General features: G+C 66.1%; 16 protein-coding genes and 1 tRNA gene. 7 read left to right on the forward strand and 10 right to left on the reverse strand.

Translation table 11 applies throughout. The features are described from left to right. Window positions 1-97: 97 nt before the first annotated feature. The 3 genes from VH326_RS01045 to VH326_RS01055 form a co-directional block, all read right to left on the reverse strand. Window positions 98-571: a DUF192 domain-containing protein gene (locus VH326_RS01045; RefSeq protein ID WP_414714230.1), complete on the reverse strand. Its 474-nt coding sequence runs from the start codon at window positions 569-571 to the stop codon at window positions 98-100. A gap of 4 nt (window positions 572-575) precedes the next feature. Next, a complete protein-coding gene (locus VH326_RS01050; RefSeq protein WP_414714231.1) occupies window positions 576-1,163 on the reverse strand; it encodes a cold-shock protein in 588 nt (195 codons plus the stop codon). A gap of 72 nt (window positions 1,164-1,235) precedes the next feature. After that, entirely contained in the window at window positions 1,236-1,763 is a 528-nt protein-coding gene (locus VH326_RS01055) for a regulatory protein RecX (RefSeq protein WP_329629938.1), read from the reverse strand. Window positions 1,764-1,882: 119 nt separating this feature from the next. Between VH326_RS01055 and VH326_RS01060 the strand changes: the two genes are divergently transcribed. After that, window positions 1,883-3,652, forward strand: a complete 1,770-nt coding sequence (locus VH326_RS01060; RefSeq protein ID WP_329629939.1) for a fatty acyl-AMP ligase — start codon at window positions 1,883-1,885, stop codon at window positions 3,650-3,652. A 23-nt stretch (window positions 3,653-3,675) separates the two neighbouring features. Here the strand turns inward: VH326_RS01060 and VH326_RS01065 are convergent, their stop codons facing one another. The 4 genes from VH326_RS01065 to VH326_RS01080 all read right to left on the reverse strand — a co-directional run bounded on the left by VH326_RS01065 (window position 3,676) and on the right by VH326_RS01080 (window position 6,192). Further along, on the reverse strand, window positions 3,676-4,434 hold the full coding sequence (locus VH326_RS01065; RefSeq protein ID WP_329629940.1) for an SHOCT domain-containing protein: 759 nt from the start codon (window positions 4,432-4,434) through the stop codon (window positions 3,676-3,678). Window positions 4,435-4,560: 126 nt separating this feature from the next. Continuing rightward, complete coding sequence (locus VH326_RS01070) at window positions 4,561-5,259, reverse strand: DUF4336 domain-containing protein (RefSeq protein WP_329629941.1); 699 nt, start codon at window positions 5,257-5,259, stop codon at window positions 4,561-4,563. 49 nt (window positions 5,260-5,308) lie between these two features. Beyond that, a complete protein-coding gene (locus tag VH326_RS01075) occupies window positions 5,309-6,049 on the reverse strand; it encodes a glycosyltransferase (protein ID WP_329629942.1) in 741 nt (246 codons plus the stop codon). After that, the gene (locus VH326_RS01080; RefSeq protein ID WP_329629943.1) at window positions 6,046-6,192 is read right to left on the reverse strand and encodes a hypothetical protein; all 147 of its coding nucleotides are present in this window, start codon (window positions 6,190-6,192) and stop codon (window positions 6,046-6,048) included. The genes VH326_RS01075 and VH326_RS01080 overlap by 4 nt, the downstream gene beginning before the upstream one ends. Before the next feature lie 152 nt (window positions 6,193-6,344). Between VH326_RS01080 and VH326_RS01085 the strand changes: the two genes are divergently transcribed. Next, window positions 6,345-8,696, forward strand: coding sequence for a putative bifunctional diguanylate cyclase/phosphodiesterase (locus VH326_RS01085; protein WP_329629944.1), 2,352 nt, complete (start codon window positions 6,345-6,347; stop codon window positions 8,694-8,696). A gap of 30 nt (window positions 8,697-8,726) precedes the next feature. Here VH326_RS01085 and VH326_RS01090 read toward each other — a convergent pair whose 3' ends face one another. Both VH326_RS01090 and VH326_RS01095 read right to left on the reverse strand, forming a co-directional pair. Continuing rightward, window positions 8,727-10,127 (reverse strand): hypothetical protein, encoded by a 1,401-nt coding sequence (locus VH326_RS01090; RefSeq protein ID WP_329629945.1) that lies wholly within the window; start codon window positions 10,125-10,127, stop codon window positions 8,727-8,729. A 150-nt stretch (window positions 10,128-10,277) separates the two neighbouring features. Beyond that, window positions 10,278-10,354: transfer RNA gene (locus VH326_RS01095), tRNA-Trp, on the reverse strand. A gap of 534 nt (window positions 10,355-10,888) precedes the next feature. Here VH326_RS01095 and secE point away from each other — a divergent pair. Next, complete coding sequence (gene secE / locus VH326_RS01100) at window positions 10,889-11,089, forward strand: preprotein translocase subunit SecE (RefSeq protein WP_329629946.1); 201 nt, start codon at window positions 10,889-10,891, stop codon at window positions 11,087-11,089. Between the two features lie 13 nt (window positions 11,090-11,102). Next, window positions 11,103-11,642: a transcription termination/antitermination protein NusG gene (gene nusG, locus VH326_RS01105; RefSeq protein WP_329629947.1), complete on the forward strand. Its 540-nt coding sequence runs from the start codon at window positions 11,103-11,105 to the stop codon at window positions 11,640-11,642. Between the two features lie 129 nt (window positions 11,643-11,771). Here nusG and VH326_RS01110 read toward each other — a convergent pair whose 3' ends face one another. Continuing rightward, window positions 11,772-14,258: a TonB-dependent receptor gene (locus VH326_RS01110; RefSeq protein ID WP_329629948.1), complete on the reverse strand. Its 2,487-nt coding sequence runs from the start codon at window positions 14,256-14,258 to the stop codon at window positions 11,772-11,774. A gap of 246 nt (window positions 14,259-14,504) precedes the next feature. Between VH326_RS01110 and VH326_RS01115 the strand changes: the two genes are divergently transcribed. From VH326_RS01115 to VH326_RS01125, 3 genes are all read left to right on the forward strand, one after another. After that, a complete protein-coding gene (locus VH326_RS01115) occupies window positions 14,505-15,542 on the forward strand; it encodes a sensor histidine kinase (protein WP_329629949.1) in 1,038 nt (345 codons plus the stop codon). A gap of 28 nt (window positions 15,543-15,570) precedes the next feature. After that, a complete protein-coding gene (gene phoB, locus VH326_RS01120) occupies window positions 15,571-16,266 on the forward strand; it encodes a phosphate regulon transcriptional regulator PhoB (RefSeq protein ID WP_414714232.1) in 696 nt (231 codons plus the stop codon). Between the two features lie 104 nt (window positions 16,267-16,370). Next, window positions 16,371-18,299, forward strand: coding sequence for a PAS domain S-box protein (locus VH326_RS01125; RefSeq protein WP_329629950.1), 1,929 nt, complete (start codon window positions 16,371-16,373; stop codon window positions 18,297-18,299). Window positions 18,300-18,868 lie beyond the last annotated feature (569 nt).

The raw sequence follows: 18,868 nt of genomic DNA on the forward strand, positions 1-18,868 counted from the left end.
AGTCGGAAAGGTGGATGTAACTAGCCGAGGCGTTCACCAAAAAGTCGCCCGCAACTGGGCCCCGGCCTTTGCCGGGGAGGCGTCAAACGAGCAACGCCTATTTAGGCCAACTCACCTTGTCACCCTCGGCGATGCCGAGCGCCGCGCTGCGTCCGCCCTTGATCTCGAGCACTGCGCCGACCGGCTCGCCCGACGATAACGGAGTCTCGTCGAACGGCACCGCATTCTCGGCGATGTGCGCGATCGTGCCGTCGGCGCGGATGAAGATGATGTCGAGCGGGCTCGGCGTGTTCTTCATCCAGAAGCTCGCCGCGCGGGGCGGCCCGTCGGGCGGGTACGGCCAGAACAGCATGCCGTAATCGTCGGCAAGGCCGGTGCGGTACATCAGCCCGCGCTCCTGCTCGGCGGCGGTCTTGGCTTGTTCGACGTGGAAGACGTGGCGACCGTTGGCGCTCGTGACGGTGACGTCGAACTTCGCCACCGCGCTCGCGGCATTGCCCGCGTCGCTGGTCGCGCACCCGGCCGGCAACGCGCACAACGCCAGCGGCAGCAACATCCTACGCAATATCATGCAATCAATCGTCCCGTTCGACCGCCACCGCGAGCGGGCCTTTGCGCCCGTCGACGATCCGCGCGCGCAGCCTTTGGTCGGGCTCGACCTCGTGCAATCCCGCGCGGCGCAGCGTTTCCATATGGACGAATATATCGGCGCCATCCGAATCGCGCACCAGAAAACCATAGCCTTTGAGCCGGTTGAACCATTTGACCGCGGCCGGCTCGAACGCGCCGGCATCGTCGAGCATCGTCACCGGGTCGATTCGGTCGCCGTCGCTGCGCTGCCGCGGCGCCGGCTCGATCGCGGTGGACAGGTCGATCGACAGGATCTCGGTCGCCTGCAGCCCGCGCTGGCGGCGCACCGCGCGGCATTCGATCCGGGCGCCCTCGGGCAAGCTGCGCCGGCCGTGCGGCTGCAGGACGGAGAAGTGGATCAGGATGTCGCCGGCATGATCGTCGTCGACCAGGAAGCCGAACCCGCGCGTGACGTCGAACCATTTGACCGATCCGGCGTGCCGTGATTCGTCATCGCCCGGCAGATCGGCGACGGACTCGTCGGACGGCGGGCGCGACCGCTCGTTCACTTCCGGATGCGGCTCTGTACGCACGGATTACCCCCTGGGCGCGACTGTACCACGTTTGCCGGCAAAGCCAAATTGGCGCGAGCGATTCGCAAAGCCTCAAAGCTCGATTGCGGCGGGGTCGTCGCCCGGCGCCATCGTCGCGATCCGCCGCGCAAGTTGCGGCGAATGACCGGCGCGCAGCATCGCCGCGATCTGCTTCTCGCGGCCGGGCCGGTCGGCGGGCGAGTCGGCGAACGGGCCGATCCGCCGCCGCCGCGCGAAGGTGATCGCCGCTTCGAGCGCGCGATCCTCGATCGCGGGCGCGATCGCCTCGGCATCGTCGCCCTTTACCCCGGCCTGATACAGGGCCCCCGCCACCCGTCGCGCGCCGAGCCCGCGCCGCGCCATCGCGCTCGCCTTGGCCTCGCCGTAAGCGCGGTCGTCGATATAGCCGAGCTCGGCGAAGCGCTCGGCAAGGCCTACGGGGTCCGCCGCCTCCCCCTCCCAGCCGCGCTCGCGGATCTTGCGGCGAAGATAGTCGACCAGCCGCGAGCGAGTCGTCGCGAAGCGTTCGACGTAGCGCAGCGCCAGCCGTTCGAGCGCGGCGCGGTCGAGCGGCGGGACAGGTCGTGAAGTGCGCGCCATCGCCTTGATTGTGCCACACTGGCAACGGATTTTGAACGCGTGCCATTGGCAGGGGGGTTCTACCTTTGGCGCGGACGCGGCCGGCACGAACCGGACGCGCACAACATGGGCGCATGCGAATGACGATGGATACGGCAACAGAGGCGGCGGCGAGCGAGCGTGCGGCGGCGCTTGCCCCGACGCCGAGCGACGATTCGCTGCCGCGGCGATTCGCCGACTTCGCGACGTTGGGCAACGCGCTGGACTACGCCGCGCAAGGCACCAAAGGCCTCAATTTCCACGATCCGCGCGGCGCGCTGATCCGCGCCTACACCTTTGCCGAACTTCGCGACGATGCGCTGGCGATGGCACGGCGGCTGATCGCGGCCGGGATCAAGCCCCAGGACCGAGTCGCACTGATCGCCGAGACCGGGACCGAATTCGCCGCTTTGTTCTTCGGCGTCGTCTATGCCGGCGGCTGGCCGGTGCCGCTGCCGCTCCCGACCAGCTTCGGCGGGGCGCAATCCTATATCGACCAGCTCTCCGTCCAGCTCGACAGCTGCGATCCGAAACTGCTGATCTATCCGCCCGAAATCGGCGCGATGTGCGCCGAGGCCGCCAAGCTTCGCAACGTCGAGGGAATCGACTGGGACAGCTTCGCCGGGCGTCCCGCGCCCGATGCCGAACTGCCGGGGGCCAGCACCGACGACATCGCCTATCTGCAATATTCGAGCGGATCGACTCGATTCCCGCATGGCGTCGCGATCACCCATGCCGCCTTGCTGTCGAACCTCGCCGCGCATTCGATCGGGATGCATGTCGGCCCCGGCGACCGCTGCGTGTCGTGGCTGCCCTGGTACCACGACATGGGGCTGGTCGGCTGCTTCCTGTCGGTGGTCGCGAACCAGGTCTCGACCGATTATCTCAAGACCGAGGATTTCGCACGGCGCCCGCTCGCTTGGCTCGACCTGATCAGCCGCAACCCGGGCACCACGCTCTCTTACTCGCCGACCTTCGGCTACGATATCTGCGCGCGCCGCATGTCGAGCCAGACCAAGGCCAGCGACCGCTTCGACCTGTCGCGCTGGCGAGTCGCCGGCAACGGCGCCGACATGATCCGCCCCGACGTCATGCAGTCGTTCGTCGACGCGTTCTGCGACGCGGGCTTCAAGGCCAGTGCGTTCCTGCCGAGCTATGGTTTGGCCGAGGCGACCTTGGCGGTGTCGATCATGCCACCGGGTGAAGGCATCCGCGTCGAACTCGTTGAGGAAACGCAGCTTTCTGGGCAAGCCGGACGCCGAGACCGGCCCCAGCGCTACCGCGCGATCGTCAATTGCGGCAAGCCCGCGCGCGACATGAAGATCGAGATTCGCGAGGAGGACGGCACCCCCCTCCCCGAACGTGCGATCGGCAAGGTGTGGTGCGCCGGGCCGTCGTTGATGACCGGCTATTTCCGCGACCCCGAAGCCACCGCGGCATGCATGGCGGCCGGCTGGCTCGACACCGGCGACATGGGCTACATGTCGGACGGCTACATCTACATCGTCGGCCGCGCCAAGGACATGATCATCGTCAACGGCCGCAACCATTGGCCGCAGGATATCGAATGGGCGGTCGAGCAGCTTCCCGGCTTCAAGGCCGGCGATATCGCCGCGTTCGCGATCACCACGCCGGGCGGCGAGGAAACTCCCGCGGTGCTGGTCCAGTGCCGGTCGAGCGACGAGGCCGAACGCGTGCGCCTCCGCGACGAAATCCGCGAGCGCGTGCGCTCGGTCACAGGAATGAACTGCGTGATCGAACTGATCCCGCCGCGCACGCTGCCGCGCACCAGTTCGGGCAAGCTCAGCCGCGCCAAGGCGCGCAACCTCTACCTCGCTGGCGAGATCAAGCCCTACGCCATCGCCGCGTAAGCGGAGCGCGCCAGGCTAACGGGCTAGCAAGTTGTCTTTCGCCAAGTCACCGCGCTGGGCCCAGTTCCCATCGTGATGGTGTCCGAGGAGGGATCGCGCGTGATCGGGCCCTGCCGCATGCCCGTTCCGGCAATGTTCATCGACAAGATGTAGCTGCCGTCGCCACTCGGCGCTATCGACCAGCTGCCGCTGCCGTCGGCATTGTCGCCGAGGCTGTGATCGCTGTTGAAGCGCAGCCACTGCGCGCAGGATGGCGCGGCGACATTTTCCCATTGCCCCATCAGCCAGCTGTCGTCGGACGCCGCCGGTGTGACGGGGGCAGCGAGAGGCGTGCCGGATGCCAGCGGCGTGGCGGCTGCACTCGGCATTCCGGTCGGCGTCGACACGTTCAAGTTCAGGGCCGTCCCGTCGGTGCTCGCGGCGCTTGCGCTACTCGTCGTGCCGTGGGGCCGAAACACGCCTGTTGCCCACAAAGCAAGTACGACGACGATCAATGCGACCACGCCGACGATGACGAACACCGCGGTCTTGCTGCCCGGCGTGGGCGGCGCGTAGCCAGGCGGGCGAGGCCTGGTCGCCTGCCCCGCGACGATGGGTGCGGCCGCTGCACCAGGAACTGCCGACGCCGGGCCGGCGGGGGAAGTCGAGCTGGCCGGCGACGCAGCGTCGGCGGCTGCCGGATGAAGCAGCGCCGCCTTCTGCTGGTCGAATTCCTCCTGCGTCAGGACCCCGCGATCACGCAGATCCGCCAGCCGCCCCAATTCCTCGCTGATATCCGACACCGTATTCCCCCAGATTACGCCATTTCATCTGGTCTAGGCGCTTGGCGGGCCGTCGCATTGTAGGAAATGGTCACAAGCCTTGGCGGACGGCGTTTCGCAATCAACCGGCATCAGCCCCTCACTCCGTTAACAAAGCCAGGAAAACGCGCGGAGCAGGAAGGCCTCGCCGCCTTCGCGCACGACTTCGCCATGCGCCACGACGACAATCTCCGGATGCTCGTCGATCAATGCGCGGATCTTGGGCCGCGTGGTCTTGCGGCGGCGGAAGCTAGTGCGCAGGTCGATCGGCGGATAGCCCCAGCCCTGGGTCATCTTCGACCATCGGGCGATCGGCCGAAACCACCACGGCCAATGGTCTTTGAGAAAGGCTTCGCTGAAGGGTTGCGACAGATCGGCGATGATCGCGGTGCGGGACGCGCGATGGTAAAAGATCAGCTCGTCCAGGAAAGGCGAGTTGGTGAAGTAGAACTGGTCGATCTGCCCGGCCCATTCGGGCGGCGGCTTTGCATCGAGCGTGCCGGAAAATGCCAGGGTCTTGCACTTGGCGATCGTCGAGGCGGTCCCCCACATCCGCCCCTCCGGAAATCGCTCCCGCCACGCGGCGAGGAACAGGTAATGGAGCTTGTTGGGGCTGACCAGGTGCCGCACCGGCCCGAGCGCGCGCACCTGTTGCTCGAGTCCGGGCGTGGGCTCGACCGGCGACCACAGCCAAAGCCCGCCGTCGTCCAGCCGCACGACCACCATCCGCGTCGGATAGTCGAAGCCGAAGAACGAGACCACGCCGCCGTCCGCGATCCAAAGCTCCGGTCCGAGTGGCTCGAGCATGACCTATCCTACCCTACCGAGCGTGCCTCACCGGGCGCACCAGGCACGCTCAGCGGATGTCCTTATATCCCTTGGTGACGGGCTTGCCGCTGAACAGGATCGAGAAATAGTTGATGAAATAGATGCTCGCCATCTTCAGGAAGCCTTGCTTCTTCATCCGGCGCCCCGATGTCGGCATCACGAAGCTGGGGCAAAACAGCACCTTGCCGTGCTTCTTGGCGCGCTTGCCGATATCGACGTCCTCGCCGTAGAATTCGATCGTGCTGTCGAATCCGCCCATCTTCTCCAGCACGTCGCGGCGGATCGCGAAATTGCCGCCGACCATCATGTGTCCGGTCACGCCGTAGAGCGGCCGCGCCGCGACGAACCAGCCGGTAGAGATCGCGTTGCGGATGCCGCTGAGGTCGTAGAAACTGTATGGGCCGGACAGGCAGGCGAGGTCCGGATTCCTGCCGAATTGCTCCCAGATTTGCTCGATCCAGCCGGCGGGCGGATGCGTGTCGGCATCGACATAGGCGATGATGTCGCCTTTCGACCCGACGAAACCGCGCTGCCGCGCCCGCGTGATGCCCTTTTCGGGCTCGAACAGATAGGTCGCCGCCGGATAGCGCTCGACCACCGCCTTGGTGCCGTCGGTGCTGTTATTGTCGACGACGACGATTTCCATCGCCTTGCCCGTGACATTCTGCATCACCGCATCGAGGCACGCGGGCAGATACGCTTCCTCGTTATAGGCGGGGATGACGAGGCTGATCGTCGGCCGTCGTTGTTGCGTGCCGGACACCGTCATTTGCGCCCGGTCAGCGCCTTGAACACTTCGGAGGGACCACCCGACAGGCTGGCGACGATCACGAAGACCAGGGCGAGCGGTGCCAGCACGATCCCCAGCAGGATGCTCGTCAGAACGGATTTCTTGGCCGGCGCGGGGTTCATCCGCCGCCGCCTAGCAGTTTCGATCGCGGTTGGGGAGTGCGCCGCCGCTAAGCCGTTCGACCTCCGCTCAAAATGGCACGCGGCGCGACGAACTAAAATCCTTGGCCCTAACCCTTCGCTAACCTGCACAGGGTATCGCGCGTCGAGTGAACATGGCGCCCTCATCGCAATTCCCCAAGCCGCGGATCGACGTCCGCGCGTTGCTTGGGCTGTACGATCCCGCGGACACCACCGATTGGGGACCGATCCGCGCGGCGCAATTGCATGCCGGGCGCCAGCTCGCCTTGTTCCTGCTCGCCGCCAATCTGATCGGCGCCGCGCTGATGGTCATCCTGCTCGACCATCACGCGTCGCGATCGATGCTGATCGGGTGGGGCGTGGCGACCGGCGGGGTGGGCATTTTCGTCGCGATCCGCCGTCTCGCCACACGCCATCGCGACGCCAGCAGCGCGCCGCTGCGCGATGTTCGCGACACCGTGGTCGAGGGAATCGCGCTCGCGATCGTGTGGGCGGCGCCGCCCCTCGCGCTCGCCGCGCGGATCGATATCGGCACCGCGATGGCGGTGTGGATCCTTCTGTCGATCATGATGACGGCGTCGGCGGTGGCGATGGCGGCGCTGCCACTCGCCACGTTGAGCTTCCTCGGCATCCTCGGCACTGCCATCGCGACGATGCTGATCATGCTCGGCAGCCCGTTACTGGCGGCGGCGACGATCCTGTTCGTCGCGCTGCTGATGATCGGCTGTTACCAGCGCTGCAAGGCGCTCGTCGTGATCCGCGCCAACGAGATCGGCTTGTCGGAGCGCGATGCCACCGTCAGCCTGTTGCTACGCGAATTCGAGGAAGAAGACGGCGACTGGCTGTGGGAGACCGACAGCGCGCGCCGCATCGTGCGCGCGTCCCCGCGCTTTGCCCGCTCGATCCATCTCGATCCGGTCAAGATCAACGGCATGCCGCTGCTCCAGGCGCTGGCGGGCGAACGATGGGAATCGGGCGAATTTTCGCCGGGTCTCCGGACGCTTTCCGAAAAGCTCAAAGGGCGCGAACCGTTTCGCGACCTGGTGCTGCCGGTCCATGTCGATGGCAGCCAGCGCTGGTTCGCGCTCGCCGCCAGCCCGCGCTTCGACGATCGCGGCGCGTTCATGGGCTTTCGCGGCGTCGGGTCGGACGTCACCGTCCAGCGCGAATCGGCCGACCAGATCAACCGCATGGCGCGGTTCGACACGCTGACCGGTCTCCCCAACCGACTTCAGCTCAACGAGCAACTCGCCAAGGCGATGGCCGATGCCGAGAAATGGGGAATGCGCTGCGCGTTCATGATGATCGACCTCGACCGCTTCAAGGCGGTCAACGATTCGCTTGGGCACCCGGTCGGCGACCGATTGCTCGGCAGGGTATCCGAACGGCTTAGCCGCCTAGTCACCGAAAACGAGACGATCGGGCGGCTCGGCGGCGACGAGTTCGCGGTGGTGGTGCGAGACGCGTCGGACACCGAACGAATCGACCGGCTCGCGCGGTCGATCATCGAAACGCTGTCGCGGCCGTACGATCTCGACGCGCACACGCTCTTCATCGGCGCGTCGGTCGGCGTCGCCATCGGGCCGCGCGACGGGCGCACCGCGGAAATGCTGGTGCGCTCGGCCGACCTTGCGCTCTATCGCTCCAAGGATGCCGGGGGCGGCGTGTTTCACGCCTACGAACCCCAGCTCCACGTCAAGGCGGAGGAGCGGCGCGTGCTCGAAATGGCGCTGCGCCAGGCGCTCGAAAAGGGCGAGATGCACCTCGAATACCAGCCGGTGGTCGCCGCCGGCACGGGCGGCCTGACCGGGTTCGAGGCGCTGCTGCGCTGGACTCACCCCGAACTGGGCGTGGTCTCGCCCGCCAAGTTCGTGCCGCTCGCCGAGGATGCGCGGCTGATCGGGCCGATGGGCGAATGGGTCTTGCGATCGGCGTGCGACGAGGCCTCCAAATGGCCCTCGCCGACGCGAGTCGCGGTCAACGTATCGCCCGAACAACTCCTCAATCCGGCGTTCGTGGCGGTGGTCGCCTCCGCGCTGGCCAATAGCGGGTTGCCGCCGCAACGGCTCGAGCTCGAAGTCACCGAAGGCGTGTTCATGCGCGAAGGCACCGTCGCGGTGCAGGTGCTCGAACGCATCCTCGATCTCGGCGTGCGGCTCAGCCTCGACGATTTCGGCACCGGCTATTCGTCGCTCGGTTATCTCGCCCGCACGCGTTTTTCGACGATCAAGGTCGACCGCAGCTTCGTCCAGGGCGCGTCGAAGGGCCAGAAGGAGCCGATCGCGATCATCCGCGCGGTGGTCGCGCTCGCGCAGTCGCTCGGCATGGCGACGACGGCCGAAGGCGTCGAGACCGAGCAGGAGCATCTGATGGTGCAGGAACTCGGCTGCACCAAGGTTCAGGGTTACTATTTCGGCCGGCCGTTGCCGGTCGCTGAAGCCCGCGCGCTCGCCGCCCGCAGCTGGGACGACGCGGCCGCCGCTTGATCAGCCGCGAGCCGCGCCGCGCGAACTGCATCACCCGATCTTCCAGTCGGTGCCGTCGCAAAACACCGGCACGAAGTTCGCCCCGCCACCCGCAACGACCGAGTTGAACGTCGTCGCATCGGCGTCGTTGACGAACGCCCGTGCGCCTGCGCCCGCCGTCGCCGCTGCGGGGAGCGCAGCGACTGCGTAGGTCGGGAACTTGACTGGCTTGTCGACCTCGAACCGCTGGCCGCTATTGGTCAGCTTGAGCGTGCCCGTGCGCCCGCTCGCCGTATGTTTGAACAGGAGCGTCTGGTTGCCGTAGCCGATGATATCGAGCCGAGCCTCCCCGGTGGCGTGCTGGTTCTCGATGCTCCAGCGGACGACGGTGCTTGCCGCTCCCTGCGTTTCCAGGTCGGTAATCGTCGCCGGCGCTACGCCGCCTGCGCCCGCGAAGGCGAGATAGCGAAGCCGCGCGCCGCTCGGCACGTTCCCGATGGCAGTAGCATGGGCCGAATAGATGCCGAGCGGATTGAGTGCGGGGCTGGTGATCAGGTGATAGATGTTCTGCTGGACGTAGAGTTCGTTATGGTCGTCGATGAAGGGCAGTGGCAACATCGCGTTTCCAGCCGCGTTGTGCTGGGTCAGCCACGGGGTGTTGTTGCCGAGGTGCGCGAAGCTGAACCTGGCGTGGAGCGTTTCGACCGGTGTGCACGGGCTGTCGCCTTGTGCGTCCAGCACCTTGATTATATCGACACCATTGCCGGCATAGATCGTATGTTGCGCCGCCCGCATCGAAATGCCGCTGTCGTATTTCCAGTCGTTCGTGTCCCAAGGCAGTGTGGCGGTGAATAGCCGGACTTCCTCCCCGGTCCCGGCGACTCCGTTGTTCGAGGCGGTCCAGAACGCCATGTGGCGTTCGGACCAATAGACGAAGGGATTGCCGGTCTGGCGCGAACGCCCGCCGAACTTCATCTCCCAGCGATCGGTGAAGGCCGGCTGCGACGTATCGAGCGGGGTGAATGAACCCGTCGCGTTCTGCCCGATCGCCAGCACGCGGTCGGTCAATGACGGCGACCCCGGGAGGATCGAGTCCGCCGGAAACGGGCTGTACGCGTATTGGAGGCGGATGTGCGTGTCGGAATGCGTCCCGTCGCCATCGGTGCGGTCGGGGCACACGAAGTCGAACAAAACCTGCGAAGTGCCGTCATCGATTGTCGGCGGCTGCAGCGTGTCGGCGATAAACGTCTGCGCGTTGGCCAACAGATCCGCCACGCGCTCCCATCCGGCGGGCGAGACCGACCAGGCATAGACGCCGATATTGTCGGCCGTGCCGCCGGACACCGGATCGGTATGCGTGCCCGAATCGGGTCCATAGACCCACGCGCCCTCGTTGGCGGTCGTCCCGCTGGTCGCCGACAGGTCGTCCCAGGTCGTAAATATCTCCGTCATTCGCGCTTTCTCCCGCAGGTTGGAATGGCTGCGAGGGCCCATGCCGCTCGCATCACATGGATACACGCACCGTTGTCGGACGGCCACGTTCAGTCGCCGCGCGTCGCCCCAAAACGGCGTTTACAGGCTGGAAACCAAGGATCTGGAAGGTGGCAGGGGAGCTCGGATTCGAACCGAGGGCCTTCGGTTTTGGAGACCGACGCTCTAACCAGCTGAGCTACACCCCTAAGCCGAAGCGGCTCCTATCGCCCCGTCGATAGCAGCGCAAGGCCGGCCGGCGTGCCCGCGGCGCGATCCCGCCCGGACAGGGGCCCCTTGCCCGGAGTGTTGAAGCCGGTCGACACGATACAGTCGACGGTGCTCGCGATCGTCACGCCCTTGATGGCGCTGAATAATCCTATTTGCATTGGTTCCTCCGATGTGGAGCGACTCAAGTGTCAGACGAAATCCAACATTTCCAATGGTTTATTGTTGGATTTCTCCAACAGGCGATTAGCCGCCCGCCGATCGGCGCCGTCGTCGGCTTCTTAGGCGTCGGCCCAACCATTCGAATGCGCTCAATGCTTCAAGAACGATTTGAGCAAGGCGCCGCCGCTCGGGCCGCCGGCTCGGCGCCAGGCGCAAGCACTTGCCCCCTCCCTCACCCCACGCTACAGCCGCGATCAATCCGACATCGGGATTAACTTGTCGTCCGAGCCCTTCACGGGACCGGGCGGCGGGCCTATGTCCGGAACCGATCGATACAACGAACAGGTATTCCCGTGGCCAGAACCTCTCCCGTCGAGTTCATCCGGCAAGTCCAGGCCGAGACCAGGAAGGTTGCCTGGCCGTCACGGCGCCAGACGATCATGACCGCGGTGATGGTGATGATCATGACGCTGATCCTGGCGGTGTTCTTCTTCGTGATCGATTCGGGGTTCGAAGCGATCGTGAAGGCTCTCCTCGGCCTCGCGGCGAAATAAGGGTTCTTTGCAAGTGGCACGCTGGTACATCATCCACGCTTATTCGGGTTTCGAGGGCAAGGTCCGCGACGCGATCATGTCCGAGGCGACCCGCATGGGGCTCGAGCAACTGGTCGAGGCGATCGAGGTCCCGACCGAGACCGTGACCGAGGCGCGCCGCGGCAAGAAGGTGTCGGTCGAGCGCAAGTTCATGCCCGGCTACGTGCTCGCCAAGCTCTCGATGAATGACGACGTCTATCACCTCGTCAAGAACACCCCGAAGGTGACCGGCTTCCTCGGCCCGAACGGCAAGCCGCAGGCGATCAGCGACACCGAAGCCGCGCGGATGCTCAATTCGAAGGACGAAGCCGCCGCCAACGCGCCCAAGCAGCAGATCAAGGTCGACTATGAGATCGGCGACAGCGTCAAGGTGCTCGACGGCCCGTTCGCGAGCTTCACCGGCATCGTCGAGGAACTCGATTTCGACAAGGCCAAGGTCAAGGTGTCGGTGTCGATCTTCGGCCGAGCGACCCCCGTCGAACTGGATTTCGAGCAAGTCGAGCGAAGCAAGTAAGCCGGAGGCGCACAGGATTAGCTTCAGCTAATCCTGAGACGCCGAACGGCCGGCCGGCGGGAGCGCAAAGCGCACCCGTCCGACGAGAACGCGGGATTTACTCCCGCGTCGCACGGCCGCGCGAGGCAATCAGAACTTGAAGCTCACCTCGCCGCCGAACGTCCGCGGCGGGTTGAAGTTGGCATAGTCGCCAAGCACCACGTCATTGGCCCCCGAGCGGCGATAGATGTGCTGCTCGTTGAGCAGATTGCGGCTCCAGGCCGACACGGTGAACGCGTTGCCGTTGTTGCCGATCCGGATGTCGGCCAGCGCGATCCGGCCGTTGACGACGAAGCTCGGTTCCGTCTTCACGCTCTCCGACTGGAAGCTGTACTGCGAGTCGGCATAATTGGCGTCGAGGTGGAAGCGAAGCCGGGTGTCGCCACTGCCGACCGGCACGTCGTAATCGATGAAGCCCGACGCAGCGTTGCGCGGCGTGTAGACCACGTACACCTGGGTGAGCACGCCAAAGGTCGGCCCCGGGTTGGGGTTCGCGGTCCTGGGGATGTTGGTATAGGTGTACGCGTACGATGCCCCGAGCGTCAGGTTCTGGACCGGGCGGATCGTCAGGTCGGCTTCGAACCCGCGAATTTTCGAGATGCCCGGCGCATTGGCCGTATTCTCGGTATGCAGGTTGAAGTTGGGGTTCGGAATCGTCGTGCCCGGCAGGAACTGGTTGGTATCGACATTGTCGAAGTCGATCTGCGTTCCCGACCGGTCCATGATATAGGCCGCCAGATTGAGGCGCACCTTGCGGTCGAGGAATTCGGTCTTCGCGCCGATTTCATACGCCTTGACCGATTCAGGCCCGAACGCGCCGAAGTTCGACGAGCGGTCGTTCGCGCCGCCTGCGCGGAAACCGCTCGAATACTTCGCGTAGAGGTCGATCCCGGGCGCCGGATCGAACGCCAGCGTGACCAGCGGATCGAAGCGGCCCTGATCATAGTTGAACAGGTAGTTGGTCGGGATATTGGAGACCAGGTACAGGACGCCGTTGCGCTTGTCCTTGGTGTAACGGCCACCGACCGTCAGGTGCAGCGCATCGTTCGCCCAGTCGGGCGAGTAGGTGAACTGGCCGAACACCGCGTAGCTCCGCGCCTTTGCGAAGCTGGCGCGCTGGAGGAAGCGCGAGCCATATTCCCAGCCCTGGTTGGCCGAGGTGATCGGGCCGGTCACGGTCGGGCTCAGGATGGTGTAGCCCGTGCCGTCGACGTTCCATCGGTTCGACGACGGCGTTGCGGCCGATTCGCGGGCCTGCTCGGTGAAGTAATAAAGCCCCGCGACGTAGCTGAACTGCGGGACGCTGCCGACCGCCTGGAATTCCTGACTGAACTGGCTCTGGTAGAGGTCCGACAGGCTGTACCGGCTGAACAGCCCGTTGGGCGAGAACGCTACTCGCTCCGGCCCGCCCGAATTGTCCCACTGGTTGGTCGAGACTCGGCGCCACGCGGTGATCGAGCGCAGCTCGAGCTCGGGGGCGACCTTGTACGAGAGCTTGGCGCTGAACCCCTCGGTCTGGTCGACGCTATATTGCTGCGGCACGCCGACATCGGCGACGTCCTGGCGGTTCGCGTGAACCTTCACCAGCGGCGGCAGCGGCGCGATGCACGTCGTCGCCGACACCGTGCTCGAAATGCAGGTCGTCGAACCTGCCGGAGCGCCGGGGAAGATGATCCGGCCGGTGGTCGTGTCGACCACCCCGACCGGGCGGTTGAGCGGGTTGTAGTTGACGAGCTGGCTGAAGAACGGCGTGTTCTCGTCCTTGGCCTTGTCGTACGAGAAATCGGCGGTGAAGCCCTCGGACGGGGTCCAGCGCGCCGAGGCCCGGCCGCCGACGCGGTTATACGCGTTCCAGCCGACCGCCGAAGCGAGCGGATCCCTGGTCGTCGCGCCCTGGTGCTGGATCACGCCGTCGAGCTTGACCGCGATATTGGCGAATGCCGGCAGGTTGAGGTGCAGCTGGCCGTCATAGGCGCCTTCATTGCCGAAGCCCGCGGTCGCGCTGCCGCCCCACACGCCGGTCGGTGCCTTGGTCACGATGCTGACCGCACCGCCTTCGGTGTTGCGGCCGAACAACGTGCCCTGCGGCCCGCGCAGCACTTCGATCCGTTCGACGTCGAACAAAGCGGCGTTGAGCCCCTGCGACCGGCCGAGATAGACGCCGTCGAGATAGACGCCGACACCGGTGTCGCGCGCGGTCTGGTTCTGGTCGAACGGCACGATGCCGCGGATACCGACGGTCAACGCCGACTGGCGCGCTTCGAAGGTCGCGATGCGCAACGACGGCACCGTGCCGTCCGCCAGGTCGATGATGCTCTGGACGTGGCGGTCGGTCAGCATCACCGGGTCGAGCACCGACACGGCGATCGGCGTTTTTTGCAGGTTGGTTTCGACCTTGGTCGCGGTGATGACGATGTCGCTCAGGCCGGTCGACTGATCGTTGGCGGCCTGGGGCGCAGCCGGGCCCGGCGCCGCGGGACCGGCGGGTGCGGTTTGCGCGAGCGCGGGGGTCGCGGTGATCGCCAGAATCGCCCCGCCAAGCAGCAGGTGCGCGCGAGCGCGTCGTAGAGCGTGCATGTTGTCCCCATCTCCCCGGCAGCAAGCTTGAGCCGGCCTGCCGGTCGAATTGCCGACGATCGATCCGCGAATCGGGTCCCCCGAGCGGCCTCGTCGAGAGGCGGCCTAGGAGCGCGGCGCGACTCTTCGGCGTCGGTTGCGTGACTCCCCGATGACAGCGGCAATGCAGTTTTGTGGCGCCTATCGCCGACTGCCCGTTTCGGTGCACAAGCGCCCCGCCTTCAAACGATGCGAGACCCCGAGTCGATGCGCGAGCCGACCATCACCAGCCTTATCGAGGCGTTTCGCGAGCCCGCTTTGCTGGTCTGCGACGGTGTGGTCGGCACCAGCAACGCAGCGGCCCGCAGGCTGCTCGGCGACGATGTCGACGGCCGGGAGGTCGCCGCCGCGATTCCGCACCCGGCGGCGGTCGAGCGGCTGCTCGGCCGCGGCGAGGATGCCGCCGACGAAGCCGAACTGGTCGGGCTCGGCGAATCGCGCCGCCGCTGGCTGATGCGCACCGCGCCGCTCGATCGTGGCGTCATCTTCGTCCGCTTCCTCGATCGCAGCGAGGCGCACGCCGCCGAGCAGATGCGAGTCGATTTCGTCGCGAACGCCAGCCACGAATTACGCACCCCGCTTGCGACCTTGCTGGGTTACGCCGAGACGTTGCGCGAGAATGCCGATGCGCTCGACGTCGAGACTCGCGAGCGCTTCACCGGCGTCGTCCACGACGAGGCGCGCCGGATGCAGCGACTGGTGGAAGACCTCATCTCGCTATCGCGGATCGAGGCCGAGCGGTTCAGCCGCCCGCGCGACACGCTGTCGCTCCACGCGCTGGTGCGCGAGGCGCAGGAGGCGAGCGCCGGCCAGGCCGCCGAACGCGACAGCGATATCGAGGTCGTCGCGCCGCTCGACCTTCCCCCAATCGCCGGCGCGCGCAGCGAAATCCTCCAGCTGCTCGACAATCTGATCGGCAACGCGCTGCGCTACGGGCGCCCCGGAACGCCGGTCCGCATCGTGCTGGGCCACGAACGCGGAATGGTCCATCTCAGCGTTTCCGACGAGGGCGAGGGAATCGCCGCCGAGCATATCCCGCGGATCACCGAACGCTTCTATCGAGTCGATCCCGCGCGCAGCCGCGCATTGAACGGCACCGGGCTCGGCCTTGCGATCGTCAAGCACATCGTCGAGCGGCATCGCGGGCGGATGAAGATCGACAGCGAGCCCGGCAAGGGCAGCACATTCCATGTCTTCCTACCGGTGGCGAAGACGAGTCACGAGACTGTCACCGAACTGCCATAACGGCGCGGACGACGACAGCGATCGGAGCATGCGGGTGACCAAGGCAAGACTGCTTCTCGTCGAGGACGATCAGGCGCTGATCGAATTGCTCCGCTGGCATTTCGAGCGCGAGGGGTTCGAGGTCGTCCAGACCGCCGACGGCGAGGAAGCGCTGATGCTCGCCGAGGAGCGCCCGCCCGACGTCGTCATCCTCGACTGGATGATCGAGGGGATCCCCGGAATCGAGGTGTGCCGCCGGCTGCGGCGCCGGCCACAGACCGCCAATGTGCCGATCCTGATGCTGACCGCGCGCGGCGAGGAAGCCGACCGCGTGCGCGGGCTCGAGACCGGTGCCGACGACTACATCACCAAGCCGTTCAGCCCCAAGGAGGTGATCGCGCGAGTCGCCGCGGTGCTGCGCCGGGTCCGCCCCGCGCTCGCCGGCGAGACCTTGTCGTTCGCCGATGTCGAGATGGACACCACGGCGCACCGCGTGCGGCGCGGCGGGACGACGGTCCCGCTCGGTCCCACCGAGTTCCGGCTGCTCCGCCATTTCCTCGAGCATCCGCGCCACGTCTTTTCGCGCGAACGGCTGATCGCCGCGGTGTGGGAGCATGACAGCGAGATCGATGCACGCACCGTCGACGTCCATATCCGCCGGCTGCGCAAGGCGATGAACCAGGCCGGGCCGGACCTCATCCGCACCGTGCGCTCGGCCGGCTATTCGATCGACGAGGCCGGCTGACGCCCGCTTAATATCGCGCAAAATCAAGCTTATCCGTTGCGGGCGCGGAACAGACAGGCGCGATCGTCGTTTACGTTCGAATATTCGAGCGTAAAGCGGGGGACATGACGGACGCGGAACACCCGGGAGGCGGCAGCAAGTTCGAGCTGCTGGTCCAAAGCGTTACCGATTACGCGATCTACATGCTCGACCCGACCGGACGGGTGACGAGCTGGAATCCCGGCGCGCGCCGCTTCAAGGGGTACGAAGCCGACGAGATTATCGGCGAGCATTTCTCGCGCTTCTACACGCCGGAAGAGCGCGCCAAGGGAATCCCCAAGATCGCGCTCGAGACCGCCGAGCGCGAAGGGCGGTTCGAAGCCGACGGCTGGCGCGTGCGCAAGGACGGCACGCGATTCTGGGCCAACGTCGTGATCGACCCGGTCCGCGATCCCGCGGGCAACCTGGTCGGGTTCGCCAAGATCACCCGCGACCTGACGCACCGCAAGGCCGCGGAGGAAGAGCTTCGCCAAAGCGAGGAACGCTTCCGCCTGCTGGTCCAGAGCGTGACCGATTACGCGATCTACATGCTCGACCCCGATGGGCATGTCAGCAGCTGGAACGCGGGCGCCGAGCGCTTCAAGGGCTACACCACCGACGAAATCCTGGGCGAACATTTCTCGCGCTTCTATTCGGAGGAGGACCGCGCCGCCGGCATTCCCTGGAAGGCGCTCGAGACCGCCCGGCGCGAAGGCCGGTTCGAGGCCGAGGGCTGGCGGATGCGCAAGGACGGCTCGCGCTTCTGGGCGAGCGTCATCATCGACCCGATCCGCAACGACGACGGCGAGTTGCTCGGCTTCGCCAAGGTCACCCGCGACCTGACCGAAAAGCGCGCCGCCGAGGAAGAGCTTCGCCAGTCGCAAAAGATGGAAGCCGTCGGCCAGCTTACGGGTGGCCTCGCGCACGATTTCAACAACCTCCTGACCGGCATCAGCGGCAGCCTGGAGATGATGCAGGTGCGGATGGCGCAAGGCCGCACCGCCGAATTCGACCGCTATTTCATGGCGGCACAGGGGGCGGTGAAGCGCGCCGCGGCGCTCACCCACCGCCTCCTCGCTTTCTCGCGGCGCCAGACGCTCGACCCCCAGCCGACCAACGCCAACCGGCTGATCAGCGACCTCGAAGACCTCGTCCGCCGCACCGTCGGGCCGGCGATCGAAGTCGAGGTGGTCGGCGCAAGCGGGTTATGGCCGACTTTGGTCGATCCCAACCAGCTCGAAAACGCCATTCTCAACCTCTGCATCAACGGGCGCGACGCGATGCCCGACGGCGGCAAGCTGACGATCGAGACCGCCAACAAATGGCTCGACGAGCGCGCCGCGCGCAAGCACGACATCCCGGTCGGCCAATATATCTCGGTCTGCGTCACCGACACCGGCACCGGTATGACACCCGATGTCGCGGCCAAGGCGTTCGACCCGTTCTTCACCACCAAGCCGATGGGCGAAGGCACCGGGCTCGGCCTGTCAATGATCTACGGCTTCGCGCGGCAATCGGGCGGGCAGGTCCGCATTTATACCGAGCTCGGCCAGGGCACGACGATGTGCCTGTACCTGCCGCGCCACACCGAGGAAGCGCCGGCGGAAGACGAGCCGATCCTGTCGCCGCCGGTCGAGGCGGCGGGGGACGGCGAAGTCGTGCTGGTGATCGACGACGAGCCGACGATCCGCATGCTGATCGCCGAGGTGCTCGCCGAATCAGGCTATGCGGTGATCGAGGCGCCCGACGGCCATGCCGGCTTGCGCGTGCTCGAATCGAACGCGCGGATCGACTTGCTGATCACCGATGTCGGGCTGCCCGAGGGGCTCAACGGCCGCCAGGTCGCCGACGCCGCACGCGTCAACCGCCCCGACCTCAAGATCCTGTTCATCACCGGCTATGCCGAAAACGCCGTGGTCGGCAACGCCCGGCTCGAAAAGGGCATGTTCGTCATGACCAAGCCGTTTCAGATGGACATCCTGGCAGCGCGGATTCGCGAGATCATCGAGTATTGAGGCGAAGACGCACGCGATCAGCGCCAGCTAATCGCGAGACGCCGAACGCCCGGCCCGCGGGTCGGCAAATCCGATCCCGTCCGACGAAGACGCGGGATTTATTCCCGCGTCGAGGGATCGGGCCCACCACTAACCGGGGCCTCGTGGGTTCAGTCGGCGACCCAAACCCGGACCGCACGTTTTCTGATTTCCCCACGGAACGTGCATTCCTTAGACCGCCAGAATTCCGCAATCCTCCCAACTGTGGTCGAAGCTCGTGCTAGTTCTGGAATTGCTGTGAGCGGGATTGCCAACTCCTCTTTGCATGATGCGCAAGAAATCGACATCTGAACGGCGCCCGTCCGGCCGGCGGGCCGCGTAGCGGACCCGTCCGACGAACGCGGCTTGGCCGCCTTCGGCCACTTGAGCCCGATCTTGTTCAACCGCGCCTGCGCAAACGCGAGCGCCGCCGCCCAGGCATGCGCGAACGCCGGATGATGCGCACGGCGATGCTGGATCGTGCCGTAGCGAAGCCCGACCTCGCGCGCGGCGAGCCGCACGTTGCCGGTGCAGCGTAGGGCTTTCAGAAA

Source organism: Sphingomonas sp., assembly GCF_036269755.1.
Lineage (GTDB): Bacteria > Pseudomonadota > Alphaproteobacteria > Sphingomonadales > Sphingomonadaceae > Sphingomonas.

Bases quoted from the DNA above. Each gene is read 5' to 3' on its own strand.
- VH326_RS01045 (WP_414714230.1), bottom strand. From the start codon at position 571: ATGATATTGCGTAGGATGTTGCTGCCGCTGGCGTTGTGCGCGTTGCCG.
- VH326_RS01055 (WP_329629938.1), bottom strand. From the start codon at position 1,763: ATGGCGCGCACTTCACGACCTGTCCCGCCGCTCGACCGCGCCGCGCTC.
- VH326_RS01060 (WP_329629939.1), top strand. From the start codon at position 1,883: ATGACGATGGATACGGCAACAGAGGCGGCGGCGAGCGAGCGTGCGGCG.
- VH326_RS01070 (WP_329629941.1), bottom strand. From the start codon at position 5,259: ATGCTCGAGCCACTCGGACCGGAGCTTTGGATCGCGGACGGCGGCGTG.
- VH326_RS01075 (WP_329629942.1), bottom strand. From the start codon at position 6,049: ATGACGGTGTCCGGCACGCAACAACGACGGCCGACGATCAGCCTCGTC.
- VH326_RS01080 (WP_329629943.1), bottom strand. From the start codon at position 6,192: ATGAACCCCGCGCCGGCCAAGAAATCCGTTCTGACGAGCATCCTGCTG.
- VH326_RS01085 (WP_329629944.1), top strand. From the start codon at position 6,345: ATGGCGCCCTCATCGCAATTCCCCAAGCCGCGGATCGACGTCCGCGCG.
- VH326_RS01090 (WP_329629945.1), bottom strand. From the start codon at position 10,127: ATGACGGAGATATTTACGACCTGGGACGACCTGTCGGCGACCAGCGGG.
- VH326_RS01110 (WP_329629948.1), bottom strand. From the start codon at position 14,258: ATGCACGCTCTACGACGCGCTCGCGCGCACCTGCTGCTTGGCGGGGCG.
- VH326_RS01115 (WP_329629949.1), top strand. From the start codon at position 14,505: ATGCGCGAGCCGACCATCACCAGCCTTATCGAGGCGTTTCGCGAGCCC.
- phoB (WP_414714232.1), top strand. From the start codon at position 15,571: ATGCGGGTGACCAAGGCAAGACTGCTTCTCGTCGAGGACGATCAGGCG.
- VH326_RS01125 (WP_329629950.1), top strand. From the start codon at position 16,371: ATGACGGACGCGGAACACCCGGGAGGCGGCAGCAAGTTCGAGCTGCTG.